This is a genomic window from Acidocella aquatica (genome assembly GCF_030160635.1).
GTDB lineage: Bacteria > Pseudomonadota > Alphaproteobacteria > Acetobacterales > Acetobacteraceae > Acidocella > Acidocella aquatica.
In genome coordinates this window covers 23938-39171 of the sequence record NZ_BSOS01000090.1, presented here as the reverse complement: position 1 = coordinate 39171, position 15234 = coordinate 23938, and the positions used below count along the sequence as shown (strand labels likewise).

Annotated in this window: 14 protein-coding genes; 9 read left to right on the top strand and 5 right to left on the bottom strand. The window is 63.9% G+C overall.

The genetic code is table 11. The features are described from left to right. Position 1 precedes the first annotated feature (1 nt). The gene (locus QQJ84_RS15965; protein ID WP_284259305.1) at positions 2–1381 is read left to right on the top strand and encodes an APC family permease; all 1380 of its coding nucleotides are present in this window, start codon (positions 2–4) and stop codon (positions 1379–1381) included. A gap of 90 nt (positions 1382–1471) precedes the next feature. Here the strand turns inward: QQJ84_RS15965 and alkB are convergent, their stop codons facing one another. From alkB to QQJ84_RS15950, 3 genes are read right to left on the bottom strand one after another with little or no spacing between them, the layout of a single operon-like run. Continuing rightward, on the bottom strand, positions 1472–2095 hold the full coding sequence (gene alkB, locus QQJ84_RS15960) for a DNA oxidative demethylase AlkB (RefSeq protein ID WP_284259304.1): 624 nt from the start codon (positions 2093–2095) through the stop codon (positions 1472–1474). Next, the gene (locus tag QQJ84_RS15955) at positions 2092–2433 is read right to left on the bottom strand and encodes a (2Fe-2S) ferredoxin domain-containing protein (protein WP_348522687.1); all 342 of its coding nucleotides are present in this window, start codon (positions 2431–2433) and stop codon (positions 2092–2094) included. The genes alkB and QQJ84_RS15955 overlap by 4 nt, the downstream gene beginning before the upstream one ends. 24 nt (positions 2434–2457) lie before the next feature. Continuing rightward, the gene (locus QQJ84_RS15950; protein ID WP_284259303.1) at positions 2458–3684 is read right to left on the bottom strand and encodes a DUF1214 domain-containing protein; all 1227 of its coding nucleotides are present in this window, start codon (positions 3682–3684) and stop codon (positions 2458–2460) included. Positions 3685–3813: 129 nt separating this feature from the next. Here QQJ84_RS15950 and QQJ84_RS15945 point away from each other — a divergent pair, with 129 nt between their 5' ends. Next, positions 3814–5076 carry a sulfotransferase family protein gene (locus QQJ84_RS15945; RefSeq protein WP_284259302.1) on the top strand — a complete coding sequence of 421 codons (1263 nt, stop codon included), beginning with the start codon at positions 3814–3816 and terminating at the stop codon, positions 5074–5076. Between the two features lie 143 nt (positions 5077–5219). On the opposite strand, the gene QQJ84_RS15940 is transcribed toward QQJ84_RS15945, so the two are convergent. Both QQJ84_RS15940 and QQJ84_RS15935 read right to left on the bottom strand, forming a co-directional pair. Next, a complete protein-coding gene (locus QQJ84_RS15940) occupies positions 5220–6011 on the bottom strand; it encodes a tyrosine-protein phosphatase (protein ID WP_284259301.1) in 792 nt (263 codons plus the stop codon). 129 nt (positions 6012–6140) lie between these two features. Next, on the bottom strand, positions 6141–6992 hold the full coding sequence (locus QQJ84_RS15935) for a MaoC family dehydratase (RefSeq protein ID WP_284259300.1): 852 nt from the start codon (positions 6990–6992) through the stop codon (positions 6141–6143). A 216-nt stretch (positions 6993–7208) separates the two neighbouring features. Here QQJ84_RS15935 and QQJ84_RS15930 point away from each other — a divergent pair, with 216 nt between their 5' ends. The 7 genes from QQJ84_RS15930 (at position 7209) to QQJ84_RS15900 (ending at position 15197) form a co-directional block, all read left to right on the top strand. Beyond that, entirely contained in the window at positions 7209–8285 is a 1077-nt protein-coding gene (locus tag QQJ84_RS15930; protein ID WP_284259299.1) for an efflux RND transporter periplasmic adaptor subunit, read from the top strand. Beyond that, a complete protein-coding gene (locus QQJ84_RS15925; protein ID WP_284259298.1) occupies positions 8285–11416 on the top strand; it encodes an efflux RND transporter permease subunit in 3132 nt (1043 codons plus the stop codon). The genes QQJ84_RS15930 and QQJ84_RS15925 overlap by 1 nt, the downstream gene beginning before the upstream one ends. Positions 11417–11541: 125 nt before the next feature. After that, positions 11542–12603 carry a ketol-acid reductoisomerase gene (gene ilvC / locus QQJ84_RS15920; protein WP_348522686.1) on the top strand — a complete coding sequence of 354 codons (1062 nt, stop codon included), beginning with the start codon at positions 11542–11544 and terminating at the stop codon, positions 12601–12603. A gap of 43 nt (positions 12604–12646) precedes the next feature. Continuing rightward, positions 12647–13063, top strand: coding sequence for a DUF1489 family protein (locus tag QQJ84_RS15915; protein WP_284259297.1), 417 nt, complete (start codon positions 12647–12649; stop codon positions 13061–13063). A gap of 73 nt (positions 13064–13136) precedes the next feature. Further along, entirely contained in the window at positions 13137–14093 is a 957-nt protein-coding gene (gene fabD / locus QQJ84_RS15910) for an ACP S-malonyltransferase (RefSeq protein ID WP_284259296.1), read from the top strand. Beyond that, complete coding sequence (gene fabG, locus QQJ84_RS15905) at positions 14094–14831, top strand: 3-oxoacyl-[acyl-carrier-protein] reductase (protein ID WP_284259295.1); 738 nt, start codon at positions 14094–14096, stop codon at positions 14829–14831. A gap of 126 nt (positions 14832–14957) precedes the next feature. Beyond that, positions 14958–15197, top strand: coding sequence for an acyl carrier protein (locus QQJ84_RS15900; RefSeq protein ID WP_284259294.1), 240 nt, complete (start codon positions 14958–14960; stop codon positions 15195–15197). The last annotated feature ends 37 nt before the right edge of the window (positions 15198–15234 follow it).

The window sequence follows — 15234 nt, the reverse complement described above, 5'->3', positions numbered from 1 at the left end:
AATGAGTACAAAACTAAAATCAAATTCTCTATCGTTCTTCGAATCTATCATCATGGGAATCGCCGGTTCCGCACCGGGGTTCTCCATCGCCGTGGCCATCGCGGGCCTGCTGGCAACTGCCGGGGCGGTGTCGCCGAATGCGCTGCTGGTTTTCGCGGTGCCGATGCTGGGTATCGCGGTCGCCTACAAGGGCCTCAATGTTAAAATGACAAATGCCGGCGCCGCCTATGAGTGGACCAAATCGGTGTTCGGCGGATTTTTTGGCTATTTCTCGGGCTGGGCCCTGCTCATCGCCGCCATGGTGTTCATGGTCACCGGCAGCGTGCCGCTCGGCACCGCAACCATTGACCTTTTTGATCCCTCGCTGGCGAGCAACGTGGTGTTGACCACCTTCATCGGCGCGCTCTGGTTTGTGGGCATTGGCGCCGTGCTTATCGCCGGCATCGAGCTTACCAGCAAAATCCAGGTGGTGATGAGCTCGATCGAGCTGCTGATCCTCTTCGGCATCTCCATAGCGGCCTTCCTTCACACCAGCGCCTCCGGCGCGGTGACGCATTTCTCCTGGTCCTGGTTCGGCTTCAACTACGCGCCGGGCACCTTCATTTCTTCCTCGCTGGTGGTGGTGTTCCTCTACTGGGGCTGGGATGTTACCTGCAACCTCGCCGAAGAAACCAAGATTGACACCCCCAACGCGGCTGGCCAGGGCGGGTTCCTGAGCATCTTCGTCACCATCGCCTCCTTCGTCGCCTTCACGGTGGCGGCGCTGATGATGTTCACCCTCGCCGAATCCTCCGGCTATTCCGATAACCTGATCTACCACGTCGCGGTTGCCGCGGGCCTGGGCAAGGCGGGCGGCTATGCGGCCTCCCTGGCGCTTATTCTCTCCTCGGTCGCCACGCTCGAGACCACCATGCTGCAATTCTCCCGCACCCTCTTCGCCATGGGCCGGGACCGTGCGCTCCCCACCTTCTTCGCACTTGTTCACGCCAAGACGGTGACGCCGGTGCGCACCATGTACCTGCTGCTGGCCGTCGGCCTGGTGATGATCTTCATCTCCAGCTTCATGCCCTCCATCGCCACCATCCTGGGTGATTCGGTGAGCGCCATCGCGGTGCAGGTCTGCTACTATTACGGTCTGGCCGGGCTGGTCTGCGCCTGGGTCTATCGCGACAGCTACAAAACCTCGCTCTGGACCTTCATCCACTACGCCGTGTACCCGCTCCTCAGCGCCCTGGCCCTCATCGGCCTCGGCCTCTACGCGCTCTCGACCTTCAATATGACCGTGAAGATCGTCGGTGTCGGCGGGTTGCTCATCGGCATCATCTTCTACCGCCCCTCCGGCTACGGCACGCTGGTTGCCGACATCGTGGCGGAAGAATAAGCAGCCCTACCCTGGCCGGGGCGGCAACGCCCCGGTTTTTGAAACCATGTGAGCGGGCCAGAACCAAAACGGTGCTGGCCCGCAAGCCGTCTATAACGCCTTGCGGAACGTCAGGTTGATCCGCCGCCGGCCCAGCAACGGGTGCACCCCCTCGCGCAGCGGCAGCACGCCATGAAAATTCAGCCGCGCGGCCCCGCCCCAGGCCACCACATCGCCGCTGTGCAGCTCGATGCGCGCCGCCTTGTCAGCGCGGGCCGCGCCGCCCCATAAAAACACCGCCGGCAGCCCGAGCGAGAGCGAGACGATGGGCGCTGAAAAATCCACCTCATCGCGGTCCTGGTGCAGGGCCATGCGTGCGCCAGGCTCATAGAGGTTGATCAGGCAGGCATCGGGCGCAAACCCCGCAAACCCGGCCGCCGCCGCGGCACGCGCCGCCAGCCGGGCAAAACACCCCGGCATCGCGGGCCAGCTCCTCTCGCTCAGCGGGTCCACCGCGCTGTAGCGATAGCCCCGCCGGTCAGAGACCCAGCCCGCCGCGCCGCAATTGCTCATATGCACCGACATCGGCTTGCCCCCCGGCGTCACCACCTGGCGCCACGGCGCCATGGCGATCACCGCCTCCACCGCCGCCAACAGGGCTTCCTCCTCGCCGCGCGCGAACCCCGGCAGCTGCGTCAGCCCCGGGGTGCTTACCGGAAACAGCTCCGCCGTCATGCCTCGGGCAGCATCAGCTCCCGCACGCGCCCGCCGGCCTGGATATGCCGCTCCAGCACCTGCTCAACCGCCGCGAAGGAATCCAATTTATACCACACACCCTCGGGATAGAGCACGGCGCAGGGGCCAAGCTCGCAGCGGTCCAGGCAGCCCGCCTGGTTCACCCGCACATTTTGTATCTTCAGCTCCTTCACCCGCGCCTTCATATAGTCGCGGATTTTCTCCGAACCCTTTGAGGCGCAGCAACCGCGCTCATGGCCCTCCGGCCTGCGGTTGCCGCACACGAACACATGCGTCTCAAAATACGGCGCGGGGTCGTCTGGCAGTCTGGTACCCAAAATCCTGCTCCTGCAAATCCGGCGTCATTCGCCGTGCAGCTTCAAAAACCCTGCGCGGCGTTTGCGCAAGGCCTCAACCCGCTCCGCCGGGGTCATTTTTACGGTCCCTGCCGGCAGCACGCTTGTCAGCTCGGCGAATTTCACCTTCCGGGTCGAGGGCACCGGCTCGCGGGTCGCGCGGTAGTTGCGAAACACCACGGTGCCCTGCAGATGGCCTGTGGTGTCGATCCAGTTGGCAACGCCCGGGTCCTTATGCGCCACCACGGCCCTGAAGCCGCCATCGGCATCCACCGCCGCGTGGCGCATGCTGATCGAGGTTTGGCGATAGGTGAAGTTGAGCGAGCGCGACCACACATCCCCGGCCTGGAGCGACCAGTACACACCATCGGGCAGCCGATCGAGCTCGATCACCAGCGCCTCGTCCGGCGCCAGGTCGAACACCGCCATCGCGTAGTTGGAGGATGGGCTGCCAACCTGGCTCGTCACCGTGCCGGGCAGGAACGCCATGTGATTGAAGCCGCCGCCGTTCTTTGTGTAGAATTCATAAAGGTTGATGTTGAAGTCGCGGATCATATACCGCAAAAATTCAGTCGCGCGGTCGATGCGCGCCGCCATCGCGGTCTCATCGAATTCATCGGCGTCATAATAATCATCCGCGATTTCGCTGATCCGGTCGAGCTGCATCGTGCAGGGCTTGTCGTTCCAGTCGCCCATGAAACGGCGGAACAGCAGGAAGTGATAAGGGCTTTCGCGGTCAAGCTTAATCCAGTTTCCCTTGTGCTCGTCGGCGCTGAGAATAAATTCGAACGAGCCGTCGGCGCCAATCTCAAACGTTGAAAAATCGTAATTGCCAATGGCCCTTGAGTCCGGGTGGCCTGACAGATGATTGAGCACCTGCGCCAAAATCAGCACGCAGTCACCATAATTTCCCGTCAGCCGGTAGGTCTGGCGCCCATCCAGAAAGGTGACGGCATAATGCAGGTCCGGCCCGTTCTGGCCCAGCGTATACATTTCCGTCTGCCAGCCGGTGTTCACAAACAGACGCGGATTGTGCATGCGCGGCGCCACCGCGAAATTGTAGCACATCGCCAGCGCCTCCATCATGGTATGATAGGCCTTCGCGCGATGCTGCGGGATGTCCTTGAACCGGCTGCTGTCTTCCATCCAGCCCAGCACCTCCTGCTGCGCGGCGTGGAAACGCTCCCAGGCTTCCTTCAGGATGGGGGCGGCGGTGGTGCTGATCTCGCTCATGCTGGATTCCTCTTCGTTTTGGACATTCTTGCGTGGTTGCCCCGTGCTGTCAATGTGGTACGCTTGTTGACAATGTGTTGTATGCCTATAAATATAAGACACAAAAATATGGAGGAAGGTTACTCTGCCATGGAACTCTCAAATCAGCGCCGCGTTAGCTGGACCCCGCCGGGCCGCCCCGATTGGGTCGCGAAAATCAATGCCGAGGGCAAGCATCTCGACATTAAAAGCATCGTCCCGCTGGATGCGCGCTCGCTCATCGCCTCGGCCGCCGCCAACACCGGCCTGAGCGATTTCGGCAGCGATGACTGGCGCGAACCCTTCGAGCTGGTCTGCCGTGGTCTCGATGACGAGGCCGAGCTGAACCTGATGGGCCGGATCATGACCCGCTCCGACATGCTGATGCTGCTCGAAGGCCGCCTGCAGGTCGAGGAGGCCTACCGCCGCCACCCGGAAATCGAGGACGAGGAAATCATCGCCCCCATCCTCATCACCGGCCAGGGCCGCACCGGCACCTCGGCGATGATCAACCTGCTGGCCGCCGACCCTGACAACGCGGTCATGCGCACCTGGCAGGCGATGTTCCCCGGCCTGCCGCCAGCGCATGAGGGCGAAGACCCGCGCATCGCCATCGCCGACGCGCGCATGCGCATGTGGAGCCGCGTGACCCCGGAAATGGACGCGATCCATGAATGGACCGCCGAGGTGCCGACTGAAAGCATCCATGTCTATTGCCTGAGCTTCCAGATGCCTTCATGGCAGAACATCTACGGCCAATCGCCCAGCCACACCGCCTATATGGCGTCGCGTTCAAAAGTTAACGCCGTGGCCTATGAAAAGCGGGTGCTCAAGCTTCAGCAATGGCGCCAGCCCAAACGCCAATGGGTGCTCAAATCGCCTGATGCGCTGAACTATATGCCCGATGTGCTGCAGGTCTACCCTGACATTCAGCTGGTCTGGATGCACCGCGACCCGATCGTCGCTCTCGCCTCGGCGGTCAACATGGTCGGCACCCTGGCCTGGGCGCGCAGCGACCGGATTATCCCCGCGGGAACTTTTGGCGCGGTGGCGGACCCCGTTTCCAGCTCACAGATGCTGGCCAGGCCGATCGACTGGATCGAGGCCGGGATCATCCCAAAAAACCGCCTGCACAGCACGCAGTATGACGATTTCATCAACGACCCGCTGAGCGTGGTGCGCGGCATCTACCAATTCGCCGGGCGCGAGATCAGCGCGGCGGGCCTCCAGGGCATGCAGGCCTATATCGGCCGCCACCCGCGCACCAGCCGCCCCGCGCACCGCTACGCAACGGGCGAGGCGGATATGATCGCGGCCGAGCGCAAGGCGTTTCAACGCTATCAGGACTATTTCAACGTCCCCAGCGAAATCTGAAATTGTTAGAGCCTGATCGCTTTAAGTGCGATCAGGCTCTGGCCATTTTTCTGAGGACGATTCACGCTTTCGGCTCGCTCAGGCGAGCGAACCTCAAACGATCGCGTTCTAAAGCGGCGCCAGCAACCTTGGCGCCGCACCGCTTACTCCAGCAGTGCTGCGCGCACGCTCTCCAGCTCGGCCTTGGTCAGGCCGATGGCTTCACACAAAAAATTCTCGACCGAGCCGTGTCTGGCCTCGATGGTGGAGAACATTGATTCAATATACGCCCGCTCGGCATGCATCATCGGCGCCCAGATGGATTGCTCGACATCCTTCAGCGCATTGGTGTCAAAATCCGTCAGCACGATCGCAAGATTATGCTCGAAAAAATGCTCGGTGAGCAGATAATCCTCGATCACGGCCTCGCGCGGCACACCCAGAACATCCAGCAGCAGCGCGGCGGCCACGCCGGTGCGGTCCTTGCCGGCGGCGCAATGGAACAACAGCGGCACATCGCCTCTGGCAATGCGGCGGAACAGTTCGGTATAGGATTCCGCCTGCTCATAGGCCAGGTGCTTGTAGATATCGACCATCTTCTGGCGCGAGGTCTCCGCCGTGGCGCCGGGGGCGGACAAGGCCGAGATCAAATCCGCCGTGCTGCCGGTGTGGTCGCGCGCCCAAACCTCATACCCGGCATCCGGTGCGTGGCGCGAGGGGCGGCGCTTGCGCTCGCGGTTGTCGCGCAGATCGAAGATCAGGCGGATGTTCAAATTCGCGATGAGATCATGGTCTTCATCGGTGAGGCGCGCCAGATTTGCCGAGCGATACACCCGGCCCATCGCCACGCGCTTGCCGCCGGCCGTGATGTAGCCGCCAATATCGCGGAAGTTATGCCCCCCGGCGAGGTGCAGGATGCGTGGGTCGTTCAGGGCCGATGTCAGTGAATTGCTCATGTTGCCTCCATATAGGGAACATGCCGTTTGGTTGCCACGACATAGCCCGGAGTTGTATGATATTTTTATGTCGCGGCATCCGGCTCAAGCCGCCGGCGGCCTTGCATCAAGGCCGCCGGCGTTTGCGGGTCAAACCAGCGTGGCGCTGCAGCGGTCCAACACAACGCTATCGCGTTCCACCGCAATGGCGCGGAAGCGCAGCCGGTCCGGCTCCTCGAAAAACTCGAAGCGGATCGTCTCGCCGGGCATCACCGGCTTGCTGAAGCGCACGAACATGCCGCCGAAGCGGGCGGGGTCATTGCCGCAATAGCTGGAGAGAACAGCCCGGCAGGCGATGCCGTTGGTACACAGCCCGTGCAAAATCGGCTTGTCGAACCCCGCCTTGCGCGCAATCGCCGGGTCCGCGTGCAGCGGGTTCCAGTCGCCGCTCAGGCGATAAATGAGCGCCTGGCGGGGCAGGGTGGGGATTATCACCACGCGGTCGGGCGCGCGCTCGGGCACCGGCTCGGCCGCCGCCGGTACCGTGCCGAACCCGCCCTCGCCGCCGTTGCCGCGCAAAAACAGCGTGGAGCGCACGGTGGCGATCTTCTCGCCGCTGGCGGCGTCGAACAGCTCTTTCTCCTGGTGCAGCAGCGCGCCGCGCCCAGGGCCTTTATCCTCAACCCCGGCAACGCGGTATTCGCCGCGCAGCGTGCCGGTGGCGGGCATCGGCCGGTGCATCTTAAATTCCTGCTCGGCGTGCAGCAGCTTCACCCAGTCGATGCCGTATTCCGCGTCCTGCGCCCAAAAGCCAGGATGGCAGAGCACATTCACATATGACGGCACACAGAGCAGATTGCCTTCATACACAAACGGCAGCTCGGCCTCATCCATCGGGTCGGCGCCAAAACCCAGGCCGAGCGCGTAGAGAATGGTGTCACGCTTGTCATAGCTCTGCTCGATCGAGCCGAGCTGCATGTTCCTGATTTTTTCAATATCCACGTGGGCGCCTTTCCTGATTCGTCGAAATAATATTGCTTTGGTTTTGCCTTTCGCGGCGGTTAACCGCAATGGCATGTGGCCGCTTCTGGTTCGCACGCACATTATATGCCTGGTCATGAAACGGCAAGCGCGGCCTCGCGCCCGCGTGCATTGACCGGGCGCGACCCCGGCCCATATTAGCCCCAGAATTGCGATCCGCTGGCGGGAAAGATTGAAATGAAACAGATTATTGCGGCCGGGCTGCTCACATGCCTGGCGGGTGGCCTTGCCTGCGCGCAGAGCGCGCCGCCCCCTGTTGTCGGGGTCATCACCGCCGCCAGCCAGCCGGTTTATGCCCAGCAGAGTTATGTCGGGCACATCCAGTCGCCCCAGACCGTTAACATCCAGGCGCGGGTCACCGGCTATCTGGAGTCGCAAAACTTCACCGATGGTCAGGCCGTGAAACAGGGCGACCTGCTCTATGTCATCGAGCCGCCGCCCTATCAGGCGCTGGTGGCCCAGGCGCAGGCGGCGCTGGCCCAGGCCCAGGCGCAGGCGCATGCCGCCCAGCTTACCCTAGGCCGGGCGCAGGCCTTGCTGCACACCGCCGCCGGCCAGCAATCCACGGTGGACCTCGCCCAGGCAACCTACCTCTCCGGCGAGGCGGCTGTGCAAAGCGCCCAGGCGCAGCTGCAAACCGCGCAGATCAACCTCGGCTACACCCAAATCCGCGCGCCGCTCGCGGGCATCATCGGCGCCACCACGGTGAACGTGGGCAATGTCGTCGGGCCGCAGAGCGGCGTGCTGGCCACCATCGTCGCCGAAGACCCGATGTATGTGGACTTCTCCCTGCCCATGGCTGACGCGCTGAAATACCGCGCCCGGGCCGCCCATATGGACGTGCTGCTGCAACTGCCGGACGGCTCCACCTACGCCCAGACCGGCACGGTCGATTTCATCAACAATCAGGTGACGCAAAACACCGACACCCTGGCCTGGCGCGCCAGCATCGCCAATCCTGACCATGCGTTGACCGATGGCGAGTTCGTCACGGTCACCTTGCGCGCCCGCCAGCCGCAATCGCGCATCGTCATCCCGCTTGCCGCCGTCATCGCCGATCAGCTCGGTGATTATGTGCTCGAGGTTGGGCCGGGGAACATCGTGAAGCGCCAGAACGTGACGCTGGGGCCGCTGACCACCACCGACGCGCCGGTGCTCTCCGGTGTCGCGCCGGGCGATAAAATCATCACCGAGGGCATCCAGTCGGTGCATCCGGGCATGCAGGTAAATCCCCAGCCCGCGGCCCAGAACTGATGCTCTCCGCCTTCTTCATTGATCGCCCGCGCTTTGCCATCGTCAACGCGCTCATCATCATCCTGGCCGGCGCCATCGCGCTCACGCGCATTCCGGTGGCGCAATTCCCCAACATCGTGCCGCCGCAGGTCATGGTCACGGTCAACTACCCCGGCGCCTCGGCGAAGGTGGTGGAGCAGACGGTGGCCGAGCCGATCGAGGAGGCCATCAACGGCCTCAACGATGAAATCTACATGTCCTCCACCAGCGCCAACGATGGCAGCTACACCCTGATGGTGAGCTTCCGCGTGGGGTCAGACCCCAACATCGACACGGTGAACGTCACCAACGCGGTGCAGCAGGCGACCTCGCAACTCCCGGCACTGGTGCAGCAGGAGGGCATTTCGGTCATCAAGCGCTCCTCCGCCATTCTGGATTATCTCTTCATCTCCAGCCCCGGCAACCAGCTCAGCCAGTTGCAGGTCTCCAACTACGTCACCCTCAACCTGCTGGACCCTCTGGCCCGCGTGCCCGGCGTCGGCCAGGCCTTCCTGTTCGGGCCGCAGAACTACTCTATGCGCGTCTACTACAACACCAACCGCCTCACCCAGCTCGGGCTCACCCCGCAGGACATCATAACAGCGCTGAAGGCGCAGAACGTGCAGGCGCCGGTCGGCGCCATCGGCGCCCCGCCCAACGCCGCCACGCAGCAGTTGCAGATGACGGTCGAGACACAAGGCCGCCTGACCACGGCGGAACAGTTCGGCGACGTCGTGCTGCGCGCCAACCCCGATGGCTCGCTGCTGCGCCTCAAGGACGTGGCGCAGGTGGTGCTGGGCGCGCAGACCCAGACGCGCATCAACAAAATCGACAACAGCGACGGCCAGGCCATCGGCATATTTCTGGCCCCCGGCGCCAATGCCATCGCCACCTCCGCCGCCGTGGCCAAGGAGCTGGCGGCGCTGCAACAGCATTTCCCGCCCTCGCTGAAGGCCAACATCGTCTTCGACACCTCAAGCTTCGTGCGCGAGACCATCCATGAGGTCGAGAGCACCTTGGCCGCCGCCTTCTTCCTGGTGGTGCTGGTGGTGTTTCTCTTTTTGGGCGACTGGCGCGCGGCGGTGGTGCCGATGGTGGTGCTGCCCATCGCCCTCACCGGCAGCTTCGCAGCGTTGCTGGCCTTTGGTTTTTCGGCCAACACGGTCACACTGCTGGCCCTGGTTGTCGCCACCGGCATCGTGGTGGATGACGCCATCGTGGTGGTGGAAAACGTCGAGCGGGTGATGACCGAGCGCCCCGATTTATCCCCCCGCGACGCCGCCAAGCTGGCAATGCGCCAGATCACCGCGCCGATCATCGCCATCTCCCTCGTCCTGCTTTCGGTGTTCGTGCCGATCGCCTTCATCCCCGGCCTCTCCGGCCTGCTGTTCCAGCAATTCGCCGTCACCGTCAGCGTGGCGATGCTGATCTCCGCCTTCAACGCGCTCACCCTCTCCCCGGCGCTCTGCGTGCTTCTGCTCCGCCCCGGCCACCGGGCGCATGGCGTGCTGGAGCACGTCCTGCGCGGGATCGACCGCGCCCGCGACGGCTACACCAGCATCGTCACCCGGGGGTTGCGCAAGGCATGGCTCGGCCTGGCGGTCATCGCCGCCTTCGCGCTGGCCGCCGGCGCCATGGCGATGTTCACCCCCGGCGGGTTTCTGCCCAATGAGGATCAGGGCGCCTTCTTCGCGCAGATAACCCTGCCGCCCGGCGCCTCGGTCAACCGCACTGAGGTTGCGGCCGACGCGCTGGTGAAAAAATTGGAGAAACTGCCCCAGGTCAGCCATGTCATGTCGGTCATGGGCTTTTCGATCCTCGATGCCGCCTCGGAGTCCAATTCCGCCTTTTTCCTGGTCCGCCTGAAACCTTTTGCCGAGCGCCCCGGTGTTGCCAACAACGCCGATACCGCGATCAAGCATGTGTTCGGCATCGGCAGCCAGCTGCGTGACGCCCGGCTGGTCGCCTTCAATTTCCCGGCGATCTCGGGCCTCTCGATCAACGGCGGGCTGCAATACGAGCTGGAGAACACCGAGGGCGCATCCCCGGCGCGGATGCAGGCGGTGCTCAACGGGCTGCTGATCTCGGCTGGCCAGGACAAGCGGCTCGGCAAGGTCTTCTCCACCTACAACGCGCAAACCCCCACGCTGTTCCTCAACATAGACCGCGACAAGGCCGGCGCGCTCGGCGTGAACATGAGCGACATCTACACCACCCTGCAGGCCACGCTGGGCGGCTATTTCGTCAACCAGTTCAACCTGTATGGCCGCGTCTGGCAGGTGAATATCCAGGGCATCGCGCCCGACCGCGCAACGCCGGACGCCATTTACCAAAGCTATGTGCGCTCCAGCACCGGGGCGATGGTGCCGCTGCGCGCCCTGGCCACCACCAGCACCATTCTGGAGCCGCCCATCATCTCGCGCTACGACGACACCGAGGCGGTCCCCGTCGTCGCCAACCCGGCGCCCGGAGTCTCCTCGGCCACGGCCATCAAGGCGATGACGGAGATTTCCAACCGCACCCTGCCGCCGGGCTACAGCTTCGAGTGGACCGGCACCGCCTATCTCGAAAACGCCGCCGCCGGCCAAACCGGCCCGATTCTGCTGCTCTCGGTGCTGTTCGCCTATCTCTTCCTGGTGGCGCTCTATGAGAGCTGGGTGATCCCGGTGCCGGTGCTGCTCTCAGTCGTCATCGGCGTGTTCGGCGCGCTGTTCGGCGTCTGGGCGTGCGGGCTCAACATCAATCTCTATGTGCAGATCGGCATGGTCACCCTCATCGCCATGGCGGCGAAAAACGGCATCCTGATCGTCGAATTCGCCAAGGAGCGCCGCGCCGAGGGCCTGCCCATCATCGAGGCCGCCGTGCTGGGCGCGCGCATGCGCTTTCGCGCGGTGATGATGACCTCCATCGCCTTCATCGCCGGGCTGATCCCCCTGGTCATCGCCACCGGCGCCGCGCAAATCAGCCGCCGCTCGCTCGGCACCCCGGTTTTCGCCGGGATGATCGCGGCCTCCCTGGTGGGAATTTTCATCATTCCGCTGCTTTATGCCGTGTTTCAGCGCCTGCGCGAGAAAACGGCGGCGGCGCGGGCGCGGCGCAAGATGGGGCATTGAGAGCGGCTTACCGCGGATAATTACGAAATCACCGTCCTTTTCGTAATATCATTGCGCAAATCGGGGTTCTGTCATGCTTTTTCGCACCGCGCGGCAAAGGTGACAGTGCGCGCAAAAAGTAATAGGTGACGCGCCAGTTTGAGAAGCAAAACAGGGATACCAGTATCATGCGCGTTTATTATGACCAGGATGCCGACGTTAACCTCATCAAGGGCAAGAAAGTCGCCATCGTCGGCTACGGCAGCCAGGGCCACGCCCATGCGCTGAACCTCAAGGACAGCGGCGTGAAAGAGCTCGCCGTGGCCCTGCGCCCCGGCTCCACCGCCATCGCCAAGGCCGAGGGCGCGGGCCTGAAGGTCATGGACCCCTCCGCCGCCGCCAAATGGGCCGATGTGGTGATGGTGCTGACCCCCGATGAAGGCCAGGGCGACCTCTACCGCGAACACCTCGCCCCCAACATGCGCCCCGGCACCGCGCTGGCCTTCGCGCATGGCCTGAACATCCATTTCAACCTCATCGAGCCGCGCGCCGACATTGACGTGTTCATGATCGCGCCCAAAGGCCCCGGCCACACCGTGCGCAGCGAATATCAGCGCGGCGGCGGCGTGCCGAGCCTGGTCGCCGTGGCGCAGAACGCCACCGGCAACGCGCTGGACATCGCCCTTTCCTACGCCTCGGCCAATGGCGGCGGCCGCGCCGGCATCATCGAGACCACCTTCAAGGAAGAATGCGAGACCGATCTGTTCGGCGAGCAGGCCGTGCTGTGCGGCGGCGTGGTGGAGCTCATTAAGGCCGGTTTCGAAACCCTGGTTGAAGCCGGCTACGCGCCGGAGATGGCCTATTTCGAGTGCCTGCATGAGGTGAAGCTGATCGTCGACCTCATCTTCGAGGGCGGCATCGCCAACATGAACTACTCCATCTCCAACACCGCTGAATATGGCGAATACGTCACCGGCCCGCGCATCATCACGGCCGAGACCAAGAAGGAGATGAAGAAGGTGCTGGAAGACATCCAGATGGGCCGCTTCACCCGCGACTGGATGCTGGAGAACAAGGTCAGCCAGACCAACTTCAAGGCCATGCGCCGCGCCACCGCCGCCCACCCGATCGAGGAAGTCGGCGGCAAGCTGCGCGCCATGATGCCGTGGATCTCCAAGAACGCCCTGGTGGACAAAGCCAAGAACTAATGGCCATGCATCGCGCGCGGCCTCTCCGCGAGTTCCGCGCGCGATGATCCACCTCATCAAACTGGCCGTCGGGGTGCGTGATTTCGCGCACCTCGCCGCCCTCCAGGCCAGCCGCGCCACCGCCGGCCAGCCGTTGCGCTACCAAACCCGCAACCTCCCCAAACGCGCCGATGAACTTTGTGACGGCGGCTCCCTCTATTGGGTGATCGGCGGCATCGTGCAGGCCCGCCAAAAAATCCTCGGCGTCGAATCGGCCACGCGCGAAGACGGTTCGCGCTGCGCCGTGCTCCTGCTTGCCCCTGTGCCGGTGCAGGTCGCGGGCTTTGCCAAAAAGGCATTTCAGGGCTGGCGCTACCTGGAACCCGCCGAGGCCCCGCCCGACCTCGCGGCTTCGGGCGCTCAGGCCGATGAAATGCCCGAGGACATGCGCCGCGCGCTGGCCGGGCTTGGTCTTTTGTAACCGGACCTATCGAAAATTTTGACGAACCGGCGGCTCATGCTAGGTGCGCCGCAGTTAGTAGGAGACCCAGGACATGGCGGTTCACGCCTTTATATTCCCCGGACAAGGGAGCCAGACCGTCGGCATGGGCCGCGACCTGGCAGCGGCTTTCGCCCCCGCGCGCGCGGTTTTCGAGGAAGTCGACGAAGTTTTGAAGCAGAAGCTCTCGAAGCTGATGTTCGAGGGCCCGATCGAGGAGCTGACCCTCACCGAGAACGCGCAGCCCGCGCTGATGGCCGTCTCCCTCGCCGTGCTGCGGGTGCTCCAGGCCGAGGGCGGGTTGGTGCTCAAGGAAAAAGTGGCGCTGGTCGCCGGCCACAGCCTGGGCGAATACAGCGCCCTCGCCGCCGTGGAGTCGTTCTCCATCGCCGACACCGCCCGCCTGCTGAAGCTGCGCGGCCAGGCCATGCAGCGCGCCGTCCCGGCGGGGCAGGGGGCCATGGCCGCCCTGCTCGGTGTTGAGCTTGAAGTGGCGCGTGAAATCTGCGCCGAGGCCGAAATGGGCCCGAACGGGCGCGAAATCGTCGCCTGCGCCAATGACAACGGCGGCGGCCAGGTGGTCATCTCCGGCCACAAGGGCGCGGTCGAGCGTGCCATCGAAATCGCCAAAACCAAGGGCGTGAAGCGCGCCATGCTGCTGCCTGTCTCGGCACCTTTCCATTGCGCGTTGATGGCCCCGGCGGCCGACGCCATGGCCGAGGCCTTCGCCAACACCCCGCCGCGCGCGCCGCTGCTCCCGCTGGTCGCCAATGTCAGCGCCGCCAAGGCCACCGACCCCAACCTGATCCGCGATCTTCTGGTGCAACAGGTGACCGCCACCGTGCGCTGGCGCGAGAGCGTGCAGACAATGGCCGCCCTGGGCGTTGACAGCTTCATCGAGCTTGGCACCGGCAAGGTGCTCGCTGGGCTGGTCAGGCGCATCGCGCCAGACGCCGCCACCGCCTCCGCCGGTTCCCCGGCTGATATTGAAGCCCTGCTGAAAGTTCTCTGAATGTTTGACCTGACAGGAAAAACCGCGCTGGTCACCGGCGCCTCCGGCGGCATCGGCGCGCAAATCGCCCGCGCCCTGCACAAACAAGGCGCCACCGTCGCCCTCTCGGGCACGCGGCGCGAGGCGCTGGATGCGCTGGCGGCTGAATTTTCGGAGCGGGTGCATGTCATCCCCGCCGACCTCTCGCAGCCCGAGGCCGCGCTTGAGCTGATCAACGCCGCTGAGGCCGCGATGGGCAAAGTCGACATCCTGGTCAACAACGCCGGCCTGACCAAGGACGGTCTGGCCATGCGCATGTCCGACGCCGACTGGGACAAGGTGCTCAACGTTGATCTGGCCGCTCCCTTCCGCCTGATCCGCGCGGCGCTCAAGTTCATGCTGCGCCGCAAGGCCGGGCGGATCATCAACATCGGCTCCGTGGTCGGCTCCACCGGCAACCCCGGCCAGGCCAACTATGCCGCCGCCAAGGCCGGGCTCATCGGCATGACCAAGGCGCTGGCGCAGGAAGTTGCCTCGCGCGGCATCACCGTCAACCTCGTCGCCCCGGGCTTCATCGCCACCCCGATGACCGATGTGCTGAGCGACTCGCAGCGCGCCGACCTCGCCACCAAAATCCCGCTCGGCCGCCTGGGCTCCCCGGCTGACATCGCCGCCGCCGTGGTCTATCTGGCCGCCGAGGAGGCCGGATGGGTCACCGGAGCCACCCTGCACATCAACGGCGGAATGGCGATGCTCTAGCGCCTGCTTGGCGCGGCACAATAAACCGTGCTAAGCGCGCGGCGTCTGAAGATTAACCAAATTGTCTCCTGCGGTGCCCCCGGCACCAAGGGTCTCCACCACATCAGTTCTAGGAAAGTGAATTTTATGAGCGAAATCGCCGACAAGGTTAAGAAAATTGTTGTCGAGCATCTCGGCGTTGACGAGGGCAAGGTCACCACGGAAGCCTCTTTCATCGACGACCTGGGTGCTGACTCGCTGGACACCGTGGAACTGGTGATGGCGTTCGAGGAAGCTTTCGGCGTTGAAATCCCCGAAGATGCCGCCGAAAAGATCACCACGGTCAAAGACGCGATCGAATACATCGAGAAGCAGAAAGCCGAATAATCAGGCTGACTGAACGATACCCGTTCGAGGAGTTCGC